The sequence below is a fragment of the Bradyrhizobium sp. USDA 4541 genome (assembly GCF_024171085.1).
GTDB lineage: Bacteria > Pseudomonadota > Alphaproteobacteria > Rhizobiales > Xanthobacteraceae > Bradyrhizobium > Bradyrhizobium australafricanum.
In genome coordinates this window covers 166708-185421 of sequence record NZ_JALJZF010000001.1, presented here as the reverse complement: position 1 = coordinate 185421, position 18714 = coordinate 166708, and the positions used below count along the sequence as shown (strand labels likewise).

The window sequence follows — 18714 nt, the reverse complement described above, 5'->3', positions numbered from 1 at the left end:
GCGGGAAGGGGAAGCCTGCAGCCGGGGAGCTCGATAAGCGCAAGCTTTCAATTTGCCGAGGATGCTGACCGCGGCACCCCTTCACCTCGCCCCGCTTGCGGGGAGAGGTCGGATCGCATCGCAAGATGCGATCCGGGTGAGGGGGTACAGGTCTCACCGCATTCGCAACTCGCGGAAGCGGCCCCTCACCCCAACCCTCTCCCCGTAAGAACGGGGAGAGGGAGAGAAGACTGTGCCTCCGTCGTAAGAAGCCTTACGCCGCCGCCTTATGCCGCGCGATCTCGGCCTTGTAGAGTTCGAACTCCTCCGCGATCGCCTTCGCGACCGAGGGACGGGCGCGCAGGCGCTCGTAATAGGCCTTCAGCGCCGGCCATTTCGCGAGCTCGATCGGTGGCGTTGCCATGGTCCAGTTGATCACGGTGACGAGATAGGCGTCGGCGACGCTGAAATGATCGAGCAGATAGTCGCGGCCCTTCAGGTGCTCCTCGAGATAGTCGAGCCGCGAGACGTATTTCTCCACGGCATAGGTCTTGGCCTCCGGCGGCGCCTTCTTGTCGAGCAGCGGCAGGAACAGGCCCTTGTGCAGCTCGGTGCCGATGAAGCACAGCCACTGATGCAGCTTTGAACGCTCGGCATTCGACGCCGTGCCGATGCCGGCGCGCGGAAACTGGTCGGCGACATATTGCAGGATCGCGGCGTTCTCGGTCAGCACGACGCCGTCGTCGGTGCGCAGCGTCGGCACCAGGCCGAGCGGGTTAACCTTGTTGAAGTCGGAGCCGTCGTTGCGCACCGCCTTGGTCTTCTGATCGACCTCGAGATAGTTGGCCGGCTGGCCCGCTTCATAGAGCGCGACGCGGGTCGCCATCGAGCAGGCGAGGGGCGAGAAATAAAGGTCCATGGGTGCCTCCAGGGTCTGGCGCGGGGGTCCGGCCGTTGTTGATTTTTGTACTGTCTTGGATAATATTGGTCGCGTCAAGAAATTAAATGCGAAATGGTACAAAAAAGTAAAAGGCCGCCAACTGCTGCCAAAATCGCGGGGCCGATCGCGCCGAAGCGCCGCGGGCGGCCGCGCGCCTATGAGCCCGATGTCGCACTCGGCAAGGCGCTCGATCTGTTCCGACGCGACGGCTTTGCCGCGACCTCGCTCGATGATCTGAGCGCTGCGACCGGCATGAACCGGCCGAGCCTCTATGGCGCGTTCGGTGACAAGCGCGAGCTCTACATCAAGAGCTACCAGCGCTATCGCGATGATGCGCGCGCCGCGATGGTCGATATCTTCCGCGCCGACGCGCCGCTACGCGAGCGGCTCGAGCGCATCTATCGCATCGCGCTCGACATCTATCTGTCCGGCGAGTCCGGCCCGCGCGGTTGCTTCACGGTGATGACGGCGGCGTCCGAGGCGGTGTCGGATCCGGGCATCCGCACCATGGTGGTCGAGGGCCTGACCGAGCTCGACAAGGCGTTCGGCATCTGCTTCCGCCATGCCAGGGAACGCGGGGAACTGCCTGAGGAGACCGATCCGGCGTCGCTGGCGCATCTGGCGTCCGCCACCATCCACACCATCGCGATCCGCGCCCGCGCCCGGGTGCCGCGCAAGGAGCTCGAGGCGATCGTGAAGGGCGCCATCGACGTGCTGTGCGGCGCGAAATAGCCGTCCAAATTTTCTCGCCAGGCAAATGTCGGGCGCTGGCTTTCCCGCCCGTCTTCCGTAAGGTCCCCCCACTCACGGAAGCGGAACATCATGGGAAAAGTCAGGACTTCAGCATTCTCGGTATCGATCGACGGATTCGGCGCGGCGCCGCGTCAGAGTCTCGAAAATCCATTCGGCGAAGGCGGCATGGTGTTGCCCGGCTGGTTCCTCCAGACACGGACGTTCCGCCAGACATTCGGCCAGGACGGCGGCACCACCGGCCTCGACGACGAGATCGCGCGCAAGTCGATGGAGGGGATCGGCGCCTGGATCCTGGGCCGCAACATGTTCGGCCCGATCCGCGGGCCGTGGCCGGATCATGCCTGGAAAGGCTGGTGGGGCGACAATCCGCCGTACCACACGCCGGTGTTCGTGCTGACCCATCACGCGCGGCCCGACATCGAGATGGAAGGCGGCACGACGTTTCACTTCGTGACCGACGGCATGCTCGCGGCGCTGGAGCGGGCGCGCGCGGTTGCCGGTGACAAGGACATCCGCGTCGGCGGCGGCGTCTCGGTGGTGCGGCAATTCCTGCAGGCGCGTCTGCTCGACGAGCTGCAACTGGTGCTGCCGCCGGTCGTGCTCGGCGCCGGCGAGAGTTTGTTCGCGGGCCTCGATCTGCCTGCCCTCGGCTACGCCGTCGTCGCGCATGTCGCGAGCTCGCACGCGACCCACGTCACCTTCGCGCGCAAATCCTAAACCGCTCACGCCTGCGTCAGCAGCGTCACCTCAATTCCGGCATCGAGAAGAGCGTCGAGCTCGCCTCCGACCGGCTCGCCGAACTCGTTGCCGGGATGGGCGGCGGCGCTAATACCCCCGCTTGCGATCGACGAGGTTTTCCAGCGCGCCGCCGGCCTCGAAGCGCGCGATCTGCTGCGCGACATATTTCGAGATCTCGTCGGCGTCGGTGTCGGCGGCGTTGTGCGGCGTCAGCACCACCTTCGGATGGCTCCAGAACGGGCTCGCCTCGGGCAGCGGCTCGGTCTCGAAGACGTCGAGCGAGGCGGCGCCCAGCGTGCCGTCATCGAGCGCGCGCAGGATGTCGGCCTCGTTCTGCAGGCCGCCGCGGCCGGCATTGATGATGACGGGCGCGCCGAGCGGGCTCTCGCGGTTCAGCTTCGCGAACGCGTCGCGGTTGAGCACGTGCCTTGTGTCCGGCGTCAGCGGCAGCAGGCAGACCAGGATGTTGGTCTCGCGCAGGAATGCGTCGAGCCCGTCCGCGCCGTGATAGCAGGCGATGCCGTCGATCCGCTTCTCGCTGCGGCTCCAGCCGACGACGCGGAAGCCGAGCGCGCGCAGTGCCAGCGCCGCGGCGGCGCCGAGCGTGCCGAGCCCCATGATGCCGACGGTGATCGCGCTCGCCGCCCACTGATAGTCCGGCGCCCAGCGCTTCACCCGCTGCGACTCGCGCAAATAGAGCTCCTGGCGGTGATGCATCAGCACGTGCAGCACGACATATTCGGTCATGCGGTCGGTGAGATCGGAGACCGCGACCCGCACCAGCGGCACGTCGGGCAGCGAGCGATCAGCCATCAGCGCGTCGACCCCGGCGCCGAGATTGAAGATGACGCGCAGGTTCTTGAATGCCGCGAGCTCGCCCGGCTTCGGCTTCCACACCGCGGCGTAATGCACCTCGGCGGGATCGAGCGCGCCGTCCGGCAGCAGCACCACGCGGCGGTCCGGGCAGACCGCGTCGAACCGCGCCTTCCAGCGCCCCGACGACCAGTTTTCCGAGCCGCCATTGATCAGCAGCGCGAGCGCGCCCTTACCCATCCCGATACCTCCAACGTCTATGTGATGCATGTCACAGAGCGGGTCCGGCCCGCTCATATGTCCTGCCATCAACAGGGGAGAACTTCCATGCGCAAACTGATCCGGGCGTCGGCTTTCATCCGCGCCGCCGGCGCCACGGCCCACGCCCGTGCTCGTAAACGCTGACACGCCGGCTGAGGCTCAACCGACCGTTGCTCCAACGCAGGGCGAGGCCCGGTCGGCCCGATCGCAGGCTCAGGCGCAACCCGTGGCGTCTCCGCGGCAGCAGGCGTCCCGTCCGATGACGAGGAGCCACGTCCGCCATCGCGAGAGCGATGAAGCCAAGGCGCGCTGGATCGCCGCCCGCTACGGCGTCTATCGGCAACCGCACGTTCATCGCCGCCGCGACAAACGTCCCGTCCGTCGAAGCGCGCCATGGAGCCGCGATCAAGATCCACCGTTGGCATCCGGAACCTAAATTTCTTTCGCGCCCCCTGTCGGCAGCGGGCATAATCGTTCGTTCTTGCAATGAACGGAGATGCCTTTTCGATGCTGTACGCCATCCTCTGCTATCATGACGAAGACATGGTCGGCTCCTGGAGCAAGGAACACGACGCCTCCGTCATGCAGAAACTGTCCGTCGTGCAGGACAAGCTCGCCAAGCAGGGCAAGCTCGGCCCGGTGGCGCGGCTGTTGCCGACCACCGCGGCCACCACGCTGCGCAAGGAAAACCCGCCGCTGGTGCTGGACGGCCCGTTCGCCGAAACCAAGGAACAGCTGCTCGGCTTCTATCTGGTCGAGGGCAAGAACCTCGACGAGGTGCTCGACATCGCGCGCGACCTCGGCGAGGCCAATCCCGGCGGCACCTATGAGATCCGCCCGGTCGGCTACTTCAATCAGGGAGGTACCAAGGCGTGAGCGTGACCGACACCGCCTGGATCGATGCTGCGTTGACGTCCGCGCGTCCCCAGGCGGTCGGCGCCCTGCTGCGCTACTTCCGCAATCTCGACACCGCCGAGGAGGCGTTCCAGAACGCCTGCCTGCGGGCGCTCAAGAGCTGGCCGCAGAACGGCCCGCCGCGCGATCCCGCGGCGTGGCTGATCATGGTCGGCCGCAACGTCGCGATCGACGAGGTCCGCCGCAACAAGAAGCAGCAGCCGCTGCCCGACGACGACCAGGCGATCTCCGACCTCGACGACGCCGAGGACGAGATCGCCGAGCGGCTCGACGGCTCGCATTACCGCGACGACATCCTGCGGCTGCTGTTCATCTGCTGTCACAAGGATCTGCCGGCGACGCAGCAGATCGCGCTCGCGCTGCGCATCGTCTCAGGTCTCACGGTGAAGCAGATCGCGCGCGCCTTCCTGGTCTCGGAAGCCGCGATGGAGCAGCGCATTACGCGGGCCAAGGCGCGCGTCGCCGATGCCGACGTGCCGTTCGAGACGCCTGGCGCGGTCGAGCGCAGCGAGCGGCTCGCCTCGGTCGCGGCGATGATCTATCTGATCTTCAACGAGGGCTATTCGGCGAGCGGCGACACCGCCGAAATCCGCGCGCCACTGTGCGAGGAGGCGATTCGTCTCGCCCGCCTGCTGCTGCGGCTGTTCCAGAGCGAGCCGGAGATCATGGGGCTGACGGCGTTGTTGTTGCTGCAGCATGCCCGCGCCGAGGCGCGCTTCGATGCCGATGGCCAGGTGATCCTGCTCGACGACCAGGACCGCAGCCTGTGGAATCAGAAGCAGATTGCCGAGGGCCTCGCGCTGATCGACAAGGCGATGCGCCACCGCCGCAGCGGGCCGTATCAGGTGCAGGCGGCGATCGCAGCGCTGCACGCCCGTGCGGAAAAGCCCGAGGATACCGACTGGACCCAGATCGATCTGCTGTACGGCGCGCTCGAGGTCATGCAGCCGTCGCCGGTGATCACGCTCAACCGCGCCGTTGCGGTCTCCAAGGTAAAGGGGCCGGAAGCCGCGCTCGAGATGATCGAGCCCTTGGCGCCGCGGCTTGCCAACTACTTCCACTATTTCGGCGTCCGCGGCGCCTTCCTGATGCAGCTCGGCCGCAACGAGGACGCCCGCATCGCCTTCGACCGCGCCATCGCGCTCGCCAACACCACAGCCGAAGCCGCCCACATCCGCATGCATATCGACCGCCTGATGCGCGACAGCCAGCCGCGCAACGCGAAGGCGAAGTAGCGGTCAGCAACAGCGCACCGGCATACTCGCTGCACCTCCCCCGCGAGCGCAGGGCTATCGCATATGGCTGGCGGTCATGACGACGTGGAAACGTCGCGTACAGAAGCGCGCGAATGCCGTATGCCCCCGGGGGGCGAGCGTGCGTCTGCGCGATTTCGGAATATTGGAAAAATATCCCTGAGTTGCCCGACGTGTCAAGCAGCCCGGTCGGCCGCCGGCTACTTTGCATGGGGTTGTTTTCGATATTTTGGCAACGCGCCTCCCCCGCGAGTGCAGGGCAATCGCATATGGGCTCGATAGCTCCACAAACTCGTCATGCCCGGCCTTGTGCCGGGCATCCACGTCTTGGTTCGGGAGAGGGAGCTTGTCGCAGCTCTCAATCGACTCTGCCTGACTTCCGAAAAAATCTTCGCCCGCCTTGTCGGCCGCGTACTCCGCCGTTCGTCATGAAGGCAGAGAGCATCACCAAGCGTTACGGAGCCTGTCATGCCGACGACCGTCGACACCGAAGTCTCAAAGCCCGCCCGCATCACCGGCCGTGTCATGAGCGGCATGGTCGTCCTGTTCCTGCTGTTCGACGGCGCGATCAAGCTGGTGCCGTTGTCGGTCGTCACCGAGACCATGGACAGGATGGGCTTCGGCGCGAGCGATGCGCTGGCGCGCAGCCTCGGCATCATCACCATCGTCTGCACGCTGCTCTACTCGGTGCCGCCGACCTCGATCCTCGGCGCCATCCTGCTCACCGGCTATCTCGGCGGCGCGATCGCATCGCATGTGCGGATCGGCAGCCCGCTGTTCACCCACACGCTGTTCGGGCTCTATCTCGGCCTGATGCTGTGGGGCGGGCTCTATCTGCGCGACGGCAATCTGCGCGCAATGCTTCCATTTCGCCGGTGAGGTATTGTTCAATCCATCCCTGTGGAGACTGACATGTTCGAGACCATTGCCATCATCGCGATTGTCCTCGGCGTCGCGATCGCCGTCATCCTCATCCTCGCGGTAACCAAGCCGGGCACGCTCCGCGTCACGCGTGCGATCTGCATCGACGCGCCGGCCGAGCGGATATTTCCATTGATCGACGATTTCCATCAGTGGACGCTCTGGTCGCCCTACGAGAACCGGGATCCGGCCATGAAGCGCATCTACAGCGGCGCCGGGCGCGGGCAGGGTGCGGCCTACGCCTGGGACGGCAACAAGAATGTCGGCGCCGGCCGCATGGAGATCCTGCAATCCTCCGCGCCGTCGAAGATCGTCATCAAGCTCGACTTCATCAAGCCGTTCGAAGGCCACAACACCGCCGAGTTCACAATGCTGCCGCAGGGAAATGCGACCAGCGTCACATGGACCATGTATGGTCCGGCCGTCTTCATGTCGAAGGTGATGCAGGTGTTCATGAACCTGGATCGCATGATCGGCAGGGATTTCGAGGTCGGTCTCGCCAATCTGAAGAAGCTGACTGAAAAGTAGCGCGTTTTCGAGCGAGGTGGTTACCGGTTCGTGTCGGGAAAACGCGTCAAGATGACAATCCGGAGCCCTCGTTCCGGTACCACCGGGGCGAGGCTCGAATGACCCAAGGGAGCATGCAATGCAGGTCAACCCCTATCTCTCCTACGACGGCAATTGCGGCGCCGCGCTGAAATTCTACGAGAAGGTTCTCGGCGCCCGGATCGAGGACACCTTCCCCTACGGCGAGGGCAGTGCGGAGATGCAGACGCCGCCCGGCTGGAAAGACAAGATCATGCACGCCCGCCTCACGATCGACGGCGAGATCATCATGGCCTCCGACGCCCCGCCCGGCCACTTCCAGAAGCCGCAGGGCTTCCACGTCGCGTTGCAGGTCGAGGATCCCGCGGAAGCCGAACGCCGCTTCAAGGCGCTGTCCGAGGGCGGCACGGTGACGATGCCGTTCGGCAAGACCTTCTTCTCCAACGGCTTCGGCATGTGCGTCGATCAGTTCGGCATCCCCTGGATGGTGAACTGCCCGCAGGGGATGTAGGCCGCGCAGGTTCTGTTCGCTCGCGCTCACGGAGATTGTGCGTGCCGGCTATCCACGTCATTGCGAGCCCACGGGTCGCGCGTAAGCGCGCCTGATGACAGGCTCCGCGAAGCAATTCATCGCTCCGCAAGCGGGGACATGGATTGCTTCGTCGCTTCGCTCCTCGCAATGACCGTGTAATTTGCCGCTACCTGCACCGCGGATAGATCGCCGCGAGCTCGCGGCCGCGCAGCAATAGCAGGCGCGAGGTCAGGCCGCCGCGGCGGGCGATCCAGCCGCGCACCGGTGCCGGATAGGCTTGCAGCACCGCCACGGACGCTTCCGGCTCTGCATAGGTGCGGCCGCGCTGGTCGATCGAGCGCGCGGCGTGGAAGCCGAGCACGGCGCGCCGCGTCACGCAGATGCGGTCGCCCGGCACCATCGAGAGTACCAGGGTGCAGGCGGACAAGCAGGGCCCGTCGATCACGACGCGCTCGCCCGACTCGCGCACCTTGTCGAACAGCTCGATGAACGGGCCGACCTGCCCGCCGGGGCTGGCGAGGATACGAACATCGGCTTGCGCGCAGCTAACCGTTGCGCAGAGAGCTGCCGCCGCGACAAGTATTTTCATGCGCGCAATCCCTGCCACGATGCGATCGAGGTGCCGCCGCATCTGAAGCCGGAAGGCTCGCGCCGGAATGGGGCATCGTCAAGACCGATGTCCCGGTTGCGACAGCACGTGGCTCAGGCCGCGCGGTTCTTGAGCGACCCCCACGATCGCAGTGAGCACGGCGCCGGCAACGCCGCCGCCGGCGACCTGGCCGATGATGCTGCCGATGTCAGGCGTCGCGCCGGAATTGGCGAGCAGCGGGATCAGCATGCCCAGAAGCTGTCCGCCCGCACCGCCGCCGATGGCGCCTGCGATGGTGTTACCGAGCGTGCCGAGATCGATGTTCTTGGCCGCTCCCGCCGCGACATTGCCGCCGACGGCTCCGCTGATGACCTGAATGATCAGATTGATGAGAACGCCCGACATGAGGTGATTTCTCCCCGGTATCTGGTTCAGCACGGCTGAGACGCCAGCCGGCGTCCCACCGCCGCGAAGGTTAGGCCTCCAACGTGCAGAGGTCATGCTACACACGCGAAGATTGTCAACCCGCGCCGACGCTATGCACCGGCTTTTTTGAGGGAACCCTCCGGCTCTCCCGGGAGCCTCAGTCAGCGTCGGAGACGCCGGCCTCGGCAAAGGTCGCCATGCCGCCATGACAGGCGAGCGCCGCGCGCAACAGCAGGATCGCAACCCCCGCGCCGGAGCCTTCGCCGAGCCGCATGTTAAGGTCGAGCAAGGGGGCGAGCTCGAGCTCGCGCAGCAATTCGCGGTGGCCAAGCTCGGCCGACACATGTCCGGCGCGGCAATGCGCGAGGCTATCGGGCGCAAGCCGCGCCAGCGGCAGCACCGCCGCTGTCGCCACGAAGCCGTCGAGCAGCACCGGAATGCAGCGTGCGCGCGCTGCCAGCACGGCCCCCGCGATCGCCGCGAGCTCGCGTCCGCCGAGCGACATCGCGGTGACGAGCGGATCGTCGATCGCGCCGCGATGCAGCTTGAGCGCCGCATCGATCGTGGTGCGCTTGCGTATCAGCCCGGCATCGTCGACGCCGGTGCCGCGGCCGGCCCAGCGCACTCCGCGCCCGCCCATCAAGGCGGCGCACAGCGTCGCGGCGACCGTGGTGTTGGCGATGCCCATCTCGCCGACCACGAGCAGATCGCATTGCTCGGGCACCGTGCGCCAGCCGGTATCGAGCGCGACGAGGAAATCGGCGGCGTCCATCGCCGGTCCGGTCGTGAAATCGCGGGTCGGGCGCGCCAGCTCGAGCGGCTCGACGCGCAGCTCGGCGCCGGCAAGCCTGGCGATCTGGTTGATCGCAGCGCCGCCGGCGGCGAAGTTCGCCACCATCTGCGCGGTGACCTCGGAGGGATAGGCTGAAACGCCGCGCTCGGCGATGCCGTGATTGCCGGCGAACACGGCGATCGTGACGTGGTCGAGCCGGGGCATCTCACGCCGCTGCCAGCGCGCCAGCCAGATCGTAACCTCCTCCAGGCGGCCGAGGCTTCCCGGCGGCTTGGTCAGGTTCTGCTGGCGCTGCGTGGCGGCCGCGGCACTGGCCTCGTCGCCCTGCGGCAGGTCGCGACAAAAGCCGCGGATGTCGTCTAGAGTACTGAACTGCATGCGATTCCCTCGTCGAGCGGGCCGCAAGCTAATGCATGATCCGGAAACGTGTGAAGCGGTTTTCCCTCGCGACAAATGCGTAGCATTTGCGCGGAGATCATGCCCTAACAAGAAGCTAAAGCGCGATCAGATCGAGCCCGATCTCGTCGCGCTTTAGCCCAATTTCCAGGCCTTCACCATGAATCAATGGCTCGACGATCTCCGGACCGCGACCGCCTTCCTGACCCGCCTGCCGATGCCGCATCCGGACGGCGCGCGGACGGAGAGCTTTGCGCGGGCGCAGCGGCTGTTTCCCCTGGTCGGGGCCGCCATCGGGGCGGCGATCGGCCTGTTTTGCCTGCTGCTGCGGGCGATCGGTGTGCCGGATCTCGCCGCGGCGGCGCTCGCGCTCGGCGGCGGTGCGCTGCTCACCGGCGCGCTGCATGAGGACGGGCTCGCCGATGTCGCCGACGGGTTCGGCGGCGGCCGCGATGTCGCGACCAAGCTCGAGATCATGCGTGACAGCCGGCTTGGCACTTACGGCGCGCTGGCGCTGGTGGTGAGCTTTGCCGCCAAGCTCGCGGCTCTCGCGGCAATTCCGAATGGTCTCGTGGTGCAGAGCCTGATCGCGGCGCACGCGCTGGGCCGCGGCGTGCTGCCATGGATTGCGATCAGCCAGCCTTACGCGCGCAAGGACGGGCTCGCCGCCAATGCCGGAAGGCCTGATGGGACCATTGCCGTGGTCGCGGCCGGCATCGCGCTGCTGATCGCAATCCTCGCCTTGCCGTTCAGCAGCGCGCTGCTGGGGGCGATCGCGGCCGCTGTGAGCGCGCTGGTCATGGCGCTCGTGGCAAAGCGGCAGATCGGCGGCCAGACCGGCGATGTGCTTGGCGGTGCGGAGCAGGTAGCGGAAACCACGATCCTGGTACTGCTCGCGGCGCGGTTAGGTTAGAGCGTTTTCGAGCGAAGTGGAGACCGGTTCGCGTGAAGAAAACGCGTCAAAATGAAAGCGTGAGCGGAACATGGATCGCGAAACGCGTTTCTGGCTGATCCGTCATGCGCCGGTGGACGGTCCGCGCGGCGTGATCCACGCGCCGGATGCGCCCGCCGACCTCGGCGATGCCGCGGCATTCGCGTCGTTGCAGGCGAGACTGCCGGCCCACGCTCGCGCGGTCTGCAGTCCGGCGCGGCGCACCCGTGAGACCGCAGCAAAGCTCGGTCTCACGGCAACGGAGGACGACGCCTTTCGCGAGCAGGATTTTGGCGATTGGACCGGCCGGCGTCACAGCGAGATCGAAGCCGAGCTCGGCGCGGCCTATCGCGCGTTCTGGCAATCGCCGGGCAGCAACCGGCCGCCGCGCGGCGAAAGCTTTGCCGATCAGATCGCGCGGGCGCGGGCAGGGCTCGCGCGTCTGCCGTCCGGCGACGTCGTACTGGTCGTGCATTCCGGCACCATTCGCGCGATCCTTGCGATCGCGCTCGAGCTTGCCCCGGAGCTCGCGCTGCGCTTCGTCATCGATCCGCTGTCATTGACGCGGATCGACCGGCTGCCGGATGCCTGGCGTGTGGTCGCGGTGAACGGGCGCTGATAGCGCAGTGACTCTGCTTTACCTCGCCCCGCGTGCGGGGAGAGGTCGGAACGCATCGACAGATGCGTTCCGGGCGAGGGGGAGTCTCCGCGAGGCTAACTGGTACTGCGCGCGCGGAGAGGGCCCCTCACCCAAACCTTCTCCCCGTAAGAACGGGGCGAGGGAGTGCAGTCCCGTCGCGGTGTGACATTAGTTCGTTCGATCAACCGTTACCCATTCCGTCGCGCGCCGCGCAGGGTCGGCAGGCCGATGCCGGCGGCGTCGAAGCCGCCGTCGACGGCGAGGATCTGTCCGGTGATGTAGCTGGCGCGATCCGAGCACAGGAAGAAGATCGCTTCCGCCAGCTCCTCCTCCAGCCCATAGCGGTTGAGCGGGATGGCGTCATGATAGTCGGCGCGGATCTCCGGCGTGTGGACGGCCTTGGCCATCGCGGTCTCGACCGGCCCGGGCGCGACGCCGTTGACGCGGATGCCGAGCGAGGCGAGTTCGACCGCGAGCTGCTTGGTGAGATGCGCGAGGCCGGCCTTGCTGGTGCCGTAAGCCGAGCGCAGCGTCGAGGCGCGCACCGCCGAGATCGAGGTGATGTTGACGATTGCACCGCCGCCATGTTCCCGCATTAACGGCGCGGCCGCCTTGGTGCACAGGAACGGGCCGGTGAGGTTGACCGCCATGATCCGGCTCCAGTCGGCGTCCGAGGTCTCCAGCACCGGCGTGAACACGGCAATGCCGGCATTGTTGACCAGCGCGTCGAGCCGGCCGAACCGGTCCGTGATCGCAGAGATCGCGGCTGCCACGCCAGCGGCATCTGATACGTCGCAGGTGAGCGCCAGCGTGTCGTCGGGCTGCTTCAGCGCCGCGACCGCCGCGCGCAGCAATTCGCCCTCGATGTCGAGCAGCGCGACGCGCCAGCCGTCGGCGAGAAAGCGTTTCGCCGCGGCAAGCCCGATGCCACGCGCGGCGCCGGTCACGAGTGCGACTTTGGGGGAAGCGGAATTCATCGGATGGTCCATCGGTTCGGGCAGGAAGTCCCGACCGTCTGCGACCTTTACTCCGACGTGTCAACCCGACGGCGACACGCGGCATGCTCTCTCTCCGTCACCCTGAGGCGCGAGCGTAGCGAGCCTCGAAGGGTGCACGGCCACCAGCCGGGGAGTGTGGAGTATCGGCTTCCTACGGCACGCCGACCCTCTCGCCGCAATCCTGAAGAGCCCGCAAAGCGGCGCGTCTCGAAGGATGCACGGCCCCCAGCCCGGGCCGCCCATCCTTCGAGGATCGCACCGTGGCTTACGCTGCGAGTTCGGCAGAGGCGCGCTGCATGTTGGTGGACATGTCCTGCGTCACGATGCTCTGCTCCTCGACCGCGGCGGCGGTGGAGGTGATGTATTCGTTGACGCCGGCGATCGCCGCCTTGATCTCGGACAGCGAGCTCACGACTTCGGCGGCGATCGAGTTCAGCGCGTCGATTTCCGAGGAGATCGTGTCGGTCGCCTGCTTGGCCTGATTGGCGAGGCTCTTCACCTCGGAGGCAACCACCGCGAAGCCGCGGCCGGCTTCGCCGGCGCGCGCCGACTCGATCGTGGCGTTGAGCGCCAACAGGTTGATTTGCCCGGTGATGCTCGAGATCATCTCGACGATGCCGCTCATCGCCTGAGCTGCCGCATTGAGCTTCTGCGCCTGTCCGTCGGCAGCCTCGACCCGGCCGGTGGCGACCGCGGCGTTCTGCTTCGACTTGGTCATGGTTTCCGAGATCTCGCGGATCGAGGCGCTCATCTCCTCGCTGCCGGCGGCGACCGCCTCGATCAGGCCGCGCGCGCTGTCGGCCTTCTTGCGGCCGATCGCCTGCGCGGTGATGTCGGTGGCGTACTTCACCACCTTGTAGGGCTTGCCGTTGAGATCGAGGATCGGGTTGTAGGAGGCCTGGATCCAGATCTCGCGGCCGCCCTTGGCGATACGCTTGTATTCGGCGGCCTGGAATTCGCCGCGGTTCAGCGCGCCCCAGAACTCGCGGTAGCCGGCCGCGCTCGCCTCAGTGGGCTCGACAAACATGCTGTGATGCTTGCCCTGGATCTCGGCAAGCGAATACCCCATCGCGGCGAGGAAGTTCGGGTTCGCGGTGCGGATCGTGCCATCCATGTTGAACTCGATCACCGCCTGCGACTTGCCGATCGCATCGATCTGGCCGTCATTGTCGGCGGTTTTCACCTTCTGCTGGGTGACGTCGGTGGCGAACTTGACGACCTTGAACGGCTTGCCGCGATCGTCGAGGATCGGGTTGTAGGTGGCGAGGATCCAGATTTCCTTGCCGCCCTTGCCGAGCCGCTTGAATTCGCCGGCCTCGAACGTGCCCCGGTTCAGCCGTGCCCAGAAGTCGCGATAGGCCGCGCTGTCGCGGTCGGCCGGCGGCACGAACATGCTGTGGTGCTTGCCCTGGATCTCGGCGAGCGAGTAGCCGAGCGCGCTTAGAAAATTCTCGTTGGCATTGACGATGGTGCCGTCCATGTCGAACTCGATCACCGCCTGCGCCCGGCCGATCGCGGCGATCTTGCCGGCATCCTCCATGCTGTGGATCTTCTGTGCGGTGATGTCGGTGGCGAACTTGATCACGCCGACCGGCTTGCCACCCTTGTCAAGGATCGGGTTGTAGGAGGCCTGGATCCAGATCTCGCGGCCGCCCTTGGCGATGCGCCTGTATTGCGCGGCCTGGAATTCGCCGCGGTTCAGGTCGGCCCAGAACGCGCGATAGTCCTGGCTGTCGCGCGTGGCCGGATCGACGAACATGCTGTGGTGCTTGCCCTTGATCTCATCGAGCGTGTAGTCCATCGCATTCAGGAAGTTCTCGTTGGCGTCGACGATCGTGCCGTCGAGCTTGAACTCGATCACCGCCTGCGACTTGCCGATCGCGGCAGTCTGCGCCAGCGCATTCTCGATCTTGGCCTTGTTGCTGAAACTGAACATCAGGGCTCCGTGAAGGTCCAAATAAAAGGGATGGGGAAAAGCGGATCGCGGCAACTCACGGAAAGGTTGCAGCGAGCCGTTTAGCATCGGTAAAGCCTGTTGCTCGCGCGCGCTTGGCACGAACTGCATAACGCCAAGTTCCGCGCATGCATCCGCCTCAATTCGCAAAGGTTTTTTTCAGAGTGCACGTTATCATCCACGGGCAGCACGCGATGTTCACCGTAATCATACGGACGAAAATCGATGATGACTTTCGTCTGATGCGGGGTGATTGAAACGCGGCTAGTTCAGCGATGCTGATGGACCTATTACGAAGCCTGATATCGCCGGCCGCTTTTCACCGATCGATGCAGCGACGTGATTCGCGTGCTCGATGAATGTGCGTCGCGTTCGATGCTTGGTCCACGCCCGCCGACCGCAATAAGTATCGCCATAAAAATATCACGGCAAGAGATGTCGGAAGGGCGGTCCCGGCCTCGTCCTCCGGTCACTCATTCCATGATGGAGTTCCGATGTCGCTTACCCTGCATTACCATCCGCTGTCCTCGTTCTGCTGGAAGGCGCTGATTGCGCTCTACGAGAACGGCACGCCATTCACGCCGAACGTGGTCAATCTCGGCGATCCTGCCGAGCGCGCGGCGCTGCTCGCGCTGTCGCCGATCGGCCGCTTTCCCGTGCTCCGCGACGAGACGCGGGATGAGACGGTGCCGGAATCGAGCATCGTCATCGAATATCTCGACCGGCATTATCCCGGTGCCGTCAGGCTGATCCCCGAGGACCCGGACCTCGCGCTGCAAATCCGGCTGCGCGATCGCTTCCTCGATCTCTATGTCCACCTGCCGATGCAGAAGGTCGTCGGCGACCGGCTGCGGCCTGCGGACAGCAAGGATCCGCATGGCGTCGCCGAGGCGCGGGCGCAACTCCGCACCTCCTATGCGATCCTGGATCAGCAGCTCGATCCGCAACGCGCGCGTGGCGGCTGGATGATGGGCGAGCATTTCTCGTTGGCCGATTGCGCGGCCGCGCCGACGATGTTCTACGGCAACAAGGTCGAGCCGTTCGGAGATGGCCATCGGCATCTGGCCGCCTATCTCGAGCGGCTGATGGCGCGGCCGTCCTTCGCGCGCGTGCTGAGGGAGGCCGAGCCCTATTTCGGCATGTTCCCGCGGGAAACCTGACGCAAGCCGGCCTCCGACCCGGTTCCAAAAATAAATCGTGGCGGGATGTCGCTTTCGCGCCGCCCCGTTCGTCATCTCGCTGAGGCCCGGGTTTCCGGAGCGCCGGCCGCTCCGGGGCCCCGGGCGATACGTGTGGGAGACGACATGGCTGCAGCTGGCAACAGGGCGGAGATCATCCGCTCCCTCTTCGCCGCCTACCTCGCCAATGACCGCGCGAGCGTGGAGGCGGCGTTCGCCGAGGATTTCCGCTTCTCGACGCCCTATGGCGAGAACATCGACAAGCCGACCTATTTCGCCAAGTGCTGGCGCGACTCCGGCTGGATCGGCCGCCACGAGATCGAGCGCATCATGGTCGACGGCGTCGAGGCCTTCGTCACCTATCGCTGCGTCGCCCGCGACGGCAAGAGCTTTCGCAACACCGAGTTCTTCGTGTTCGACGGCGACAAGGTGTCGCGCATCGACGTCTATTTCGGCCCGTCGCACCAGGACGGCGAACTTGTCAGGCAAGACCGCTGAGGGCTGTGGCGAGCGATGCAATGACCTCCCAAATAATTTCGCTTGGCCTGTCGGCGTGGCAAGCCCCGCGTCGTCCTTGAGACGAGCACCGGAGATACCGGCAAAGCAGCTGAATACAAGACAACGGAGCAGGACGATGAAGTTCATGGTGATCGTGAAGGCGAACAGGGACACCGAGGCCGGCGTGATGCCGAGCACCGAGCTGCTCGCGGCGATGGGCAAGTTCAACGAGGAGATGGTCAAGGCCGGCGTTATGCAGGCCGGCGAGGGGCTGCATCCGACCAGCAAGGGTGCCCGCGTCAAATATGCCGGCGGGCAGAGCACGGTGTCGCGCGGCCCGTTCGGCCTGAGCAGCGATCTGGTCGCCGGCTTCTGGCTGATCGAGACCAAGTCGCTCGATGAAGCGATCGACTGGATGAAGCGCGCGCCGTTCGACGGCGGCTCCGAGATCGAAATCCGCCAGGTGTTTGCCGCGGAGGATTTCGGCGAGGCGCTGACGCCCGAGCTGCGCGAGCGGGGAGAGCGCCTGCGTGCGCAGGTGGGCAAGAAATGACACCCGACGTCATTCCGCGATATCGCACCGGCGATGCGCCCGGAATACATGATCATCGTCGCAAGTCGTGGATTCCGGGCCGGCGCCGCGTGGGGCTTCCCGGCATGACGAGGGTGAAGATTGCGAGTTACTCAACAGGCAAGGAAGTCCGACCAATGCGTTTCATGATGCTGATGATCCCGCTCGGCTACGAGTCCGCGCCGGCCAAGCTCGAGCTCGACCCCGAACGGGTCGCCGCGATGATGCGGTACAATCAGGCGCTGAAGGACGCCGGCGTGCTGATCACGCTGGAAGGCCTGCATCCGCCGGCCGCCGGCGCGCGCGTCAAGTTCGACACCGGCGTGCCGGTCGTGATCGACGGCCCGTTCACCGAGGCCAAGGAAGTGATCGGCGGCTTCTGGATGATCGAGGTCGCCTCGCGCGCCGAGGCAATCGAATGGGCCAGGAAGTGCCCGGCCACCGCGAACGAGATGATCGAGATCCGCCAGGTGCAGGAGATGGCCGATTTCTCCGAAGAGGTGCAGCAGGCGGCCGCCACCTTCGAGCATCCGCAGGGCGGCTGGGGCAAGGCGCTGCGCTGAACATTCAACGAGAAACGATGCCGCTTCAAAGCGTCACCGTATCACCGAACCATCGTCCACCAACAACGACCACAACGGAGACGCAACATGAGCACCAACACCTTCCTCGCCGTCTATCTCGGCGGCGGTAAAACCGGCTCGCGGATGGCAGCCTGGAACGCGCTGCCCGAGGCCGAACGCCGTGCCAAGGAGCAGCAGGGCATGGCGGCCTGGGGCGCCTGGGTCGAGAAGCATCATGACGTGATCGTCGAGATGGGCGGACCGCTCGGCAAGACCAAGCAGGTCGGGCAGGGCGGCGTCACCGACATCGCCAATCTGATGACCGGTTTCACCGTGGTGCGCGCGCCCTCGCATGAAGCGGCGGCAAAGCTGTTCGAGAACCACCCGCATTTCTCGATCTTCCCGGGCGATGCCGTGGAGATCATGCCGGTGCTACCGATCCCGGGCCGCTAAGGCGGGAGAATTCACCTCCCCTTGAAAAGGGGGTCGCTTTGCTCGCCAGAGCAAAGCGGGTGGGATCTGCTCTCCCCGCATACAGCGTCGACTGCGGCTGACCCCCTTTCAGGGGGAAGGAGAAGATCGAGCCATGCTTGAGCCGGGCTACTGCCGTCAAGCGCGTGCAGCGAGGCCGCGTCACACCCGTTAATCTTGATTGACGCGGCGCCGCCCCGCTAGTGACCTTTACCGCGGGCTCATGTAAAAGCCGTTCACATGAGCTGGCGCAAGGACCAAGGCCGCGCCGAGCGCGGCTATCATCACGGCAATCTCAAAGAGGCGTTGCTGCAGGCCGCCCTCGACCTGATCTCGAAGAAGGGGCCGGCCGGCTTCACCTTCGCCGATGCCGCGCGGATGGCCGGCGTCAGCCCGGCCGCGCCGTACCGCCACTTCCGCGACCGCGACGAGTTGATCGCCAGCATCGCGCAGCGCGGCTTCGAGCAGTTCGAATCGCTGCTGACGCAGGCCTGGGACGACGGCCGCCCCGATACCGTCACGGCGTTCGAGCGGGTCGGCAAGGCCTATCTCGCCTTCGCCCGCGAGGAGCCCGCGTTCTATTCCGCGATGTTCGAATCCGGCCTGCCGGTCGATTCCAATCCGACCTTGATGGCCGCAAGCGAGCGCGCCTTCGCGATCATCCGCGCCGCCGCCGAGCGGCTCGCGGCACTGGCGCCGCCCGGCATGCCGCGTCCGCCGGCGATGATGATGGCGCTACACATCTGGGCGATGTCGCACGGCGTCGCTTCGCTGTTCGGCCGCGGCGATGCCGCGCGGCGCAAGCTGCCGATGTCGCCGGAGGATCTGCTCGAGGCCGAAGTGCTGATCTATCTGCGCGGCCTCGGCTTCCCGACCGACCGCCGGCCTGGAACCGCGGCCGCCGACGACAAGCCGGCCGGCGAAAGGTCTGGTCCCTGGGGCAAGCCGAAATAAGGTTCAACGGCCAAGCCAAAAATAATCCGAGGGGTGCGTCACCCGCGCTGCTTGACTTTCCCAAGGGATCGGCTACCTATGTAAATGTTATTTACATTCAC

At 65.8% G+C, this 18714-nt stretch carries 22 protein-coding genes; 15 read left to right on the top strand and 7 right to left on the bottom strand.

Annotated elements, in window-relative coordinates; translation table 11 throughout:
* Window positions 1–253: 253 nt before the first annotated feature.
* Window positions 254–898: a glutathione binding-like protein gene (locus tag J2R80_RS00875; RefSeq protein ID WP_253637900.1), complete on the bottom strand. Its 645-nt coding sequence runs from the start codon at window positions 896–898 to the stop codon at window positions 254–256.
* A 93-nt stretch (window positions 899–991) separates the two neighbouring features.
* On the opposite strand from J2R80_RS00875, the gene J2R80_RS00870 reads away from it, so the two are divergent.
* Together J2R80_RS00870 and J2R80_RS00865 are read left to right on the top strand one after the other, a co-directional pair.
* Complete coding sequence (locus tag J2R80_RS00870) at window positions 992–1651, top strand: TetR/AcrR family transcriptional regulator (protein WP_141342872.1); 660 nt, start codon at window positions 992–994, stop codon at window positions 1649–1651.
* A 90-nt stretch (window positions 1652–1741) separates the two neighbouring features.
* Entirely contained in the window at window positions 1742–2389 is a 648-nt protein-coding gene (locus J2R80_RS00865; protein WP_076827738.1) for a dihydrofolate reductase family protein, read from the top strand.
* Between the two features lie 108 nt (window positions 2390–2497).
* On the opposite strand, the gene J2R80_RS00860 is transcribed toward J2R80_RS00865, so the two are convergent.
* Window positions 2498–3463, bottom strand: coding sequence for a glyoxylate/hydroxypyruvate reductase A (locus J2R80_RS00860; protein ID WP_076827737.1), 966 nt, complete (start codon window positions 3461–3463; stop codon window positions 2498–2500).
* A gap of 528 nt (window positions 3464–3991) precedes the next feature.
* Here J2R80_RS00860 and J2R80_RS00855 point away from each other — a divergent pair.
* The 5 genes from J2R80_RS00855 (at window position 3992) to J2R80_RS00835 (ending at window position 7630) form a co-directional block, all read left to right on the top strand.
* On the top strand, window positions 3992–4360 hold the full coding sequence (locus tag J2R80_RS00855; RefSeq protein ID WP_028332829.1) for a YciI family protein: 369 nt from the start codon (window positions 3992–3994) through the stop codon (window positions 4358–4360).
* The gene (locus tag J2R80_RS00850; RefSeq protein ID WP_076827735.1) at window positions 4357–5634 is read left to right on the top strand and encodes an RNA polymerase sigma factor; all 1278 of its coding nucleotides are present in this window, start codon (window positions 4357–4359) and stop codon (window positions 5632–5634) included. Before J2R80_RS00855 ends, J2R80_RS00850 begins: the two co-directional genes overlap by 4 nt.
* Before the next feature lie 486 nt (window positions 5635–6120).
* The gene (locus J2R80_RS00845; RefSeq protein WP_076827733.1) at window positions 6121–6531 is read left to right on the top strand and encodes a DoxX family protein; all 411 of its coding nucleotides are present in this window, start codon (window positions 6121–6123) and stop codon (window positions 6529–6531) included.
* Between the two features lie 33 nt (window positions 6532–6564).
* Window positions 6565–7101: an SRPBCC family protein gene (locus tag J2R80_RS00840; protein WP_076827731.1), complete on the top strand. Its 537-nt coding sequence runs from the start codon at window positions 6565–6567 to the stop codon at window positions 7099–7101.
* Between the two features lie 118 nt (window positions 7102–7219).
* The gene (locus J2R80_RS00835) at window positions 7220–7630 is read left to right on the top strand and encodes a VOC family protein (protein ID WP_028343957.1); all 411 of its coding nucleotides are present in this window, start codon (window positions 7220–7222) and stop codon (window positions 7628–7630) included.
* A gap of 187 nt (window positions 7631–7817) precedes the next feature.
* Here J2R80_RS00835 and J2R80_RS00830 read toward each other — a convergent pair whose 3' ends face one another.
* The 3 genes from J2R80_RS00830 to cobT all read right to left on the bottom strand — a co-directional run bounded on the left by J2R80_RS00830 (window position 7818) and on the right by cobT (window position 9837).
* Entirely contained in the window at window positions 7818–8240 is a 423-nt protein-coding gene (locus J2R80_RS00830) for a hypothetical protein (RefSeq protein ID WP_057016263.1), read from the bottom strand.
* Between the two features lie 78 nt (window positions 8241–8318).
* Entirely contained in the window at window positions 8319–8645 is a 327-nt protein-coding gene (locus tag J2R80_RS00825) for a hypothetical protein (RefSeq protein ID WP_076827729.1), read from the bottom strand.
* 178 nt (window positions 8646–8823) lie between these two features.
* On the bottom strand, window positions 8824–9837 hold the full coding sequence (cobT, locus tag J2R80_RS00820; RefSeq protein WP_076827727.1) for a nicotinate-nucleotide--dimethylbenzimidazole phosphoribosyltransferase: 1014 nt from the start codon (window positions 9835–9837) through the stop codon (window positions 8824–8826).
* Between the two features lie 178 nt (window positions 9838–10015).
* On the opposite strand from cobT, the gene cobS reads away from it, so the two are divergent.
* Together cobS and J2R80_RS00810 are read left to right on the top strand one after the other, a co-directional pair.
* Window positions 10016–10768, top strand: a complete 753-nt coding sequence (gene cobS, locus J2R80_RS00815) for an adenosylcobinamide-GDP ribazoletransferase (RefSeq protein WP_076827725.1) — start codon at window positions 10016–10018, stop codon at window positions 10766–10768.
* A gap of 70 nt (window positions 10769–10838) precedes the next feature.
* Complete coding sequence (locus J2R80_RS00810; protein ID WP_057016219.1) at window positions 10839–11405, top strand: histidine phosphatase family protein; 567 nt, start codon at window positions 10839–10841, stop codon at window positions 11403–11405.
* Between the two features lie 209 nt (window positions 11406–11614).
* Here the strand turns inward: J2R80_RS00810 and J2R80_RS00805 are convergent, their stop codons facing one another.
* Both J2R80_RS00805 and J2R80_RS00800 read right to left on the bottom strand, forming a co-directional pair.
* Window positions 11615–12403 carry an SDR family NAD(P)-dependent oxidoreductase gene (locus tag J2R80_RS00805; RefSeq protein WP_028341382.1) on the bottom strand — a complete coding sequence of 263 codons (789 nt, stop codon included), beginning with the start codon at window positions 12401–12403 and terminating at the stop codon, window positions 11615–11617.
* A 286-nt stretch (window positions 12404–12689) separates the two neighbouring features.
* On the bottom strand, window positions 12690–14360 hold the full coding sequence (locus J2R80_RS00800) for a PAS domain-containing methyl-accepting chemotaxis protein (RefSeq protein WP_253588155.1): 1671 nt from the start codon (window positions 14358–14360) through the stop codon (window positions 12690–12692).
* A 512-nt stretch (window positions 14361–14872) separates the two neighbouring features.
* Here J2R80_RS00800 and J2R80_RS00795 point away from each other — a divergent pair.
* The 6 genes from J2R80_RS00795 to J2R80_RS00770 all read left to right on the top strand — a co-directional run bounded on the left by J2R80_RS00795 (window position 14873) and on the right by J2R80_RS00770 (window position 18613).
* Window positions 14873–15538 (top strand): glutathione S-transferase family protein, encoded by a 666-nt coding sequence (locus tag J2R80_RS00795; RefSeq protein WP_076827721.1) that lies wholly within the window; start codon window positions 14873–14875, stop codon window positions 15536–15538.
* A 144-nt stretch (window positions 15539–15682) separates the two neighbouring features.
* Window positions 15683–16054, top strand: coding sequence for a nuclear transport factor 2 family protein (locus J2R80_RS00790; RefSeq protein WP_076827720.1), 372 nt, complete (start codon window positions 15683–15685; stop codon window positions 16052–16054).
* Between the two features lie 136 nt (window positions 16055–16190).
* Window positions 16191–16607, top strand: a complete 417-nt coding sequence (locus J2R80_RS00785) for a YciI family protein (protein ID WP_057016223.1) — start codon at window positions 16191–16193, stop codon at window positions 16605–16607.
* Window positions 16608–16762: 155 nt separating this feature from the next.
* Window positions 16763–17188, top strand: a complete 426-nt coding sequence (locus J2R80_RS00780) for a YciI family protein (RefSeq protein WP_028332843.1) — start codon at window positions 16763–16765, stop codon at window positions 17186–17188.
* 87 nt (window positions 17189–17275) lie between these two features.
* Window positions 17276–17641, top strand: a complete 366-nt coding sequence (locus J2R80_RS00775) for a hypothetical protein (protein WP_253637899.1) — start codon at window positions 17276–17278, stop codon at window positions 17639–17641.
* 258 nt (window positions 17642–17899) lie between these two features.
* The gene (locus J2R80_RS00770) at window positions 17900–18613 is read left to right on the top strand and encodes a TetR/AcrR family transcriptional regulator (protein ID WP_050385230.1); all 714 of its coding nucleotides are present in this window, start codon (window positions 17900–17902) and stop codon (window positions 18611–18613) included.
* Window positions 18614–18714 lie beyond the last annotated feature (101 nt).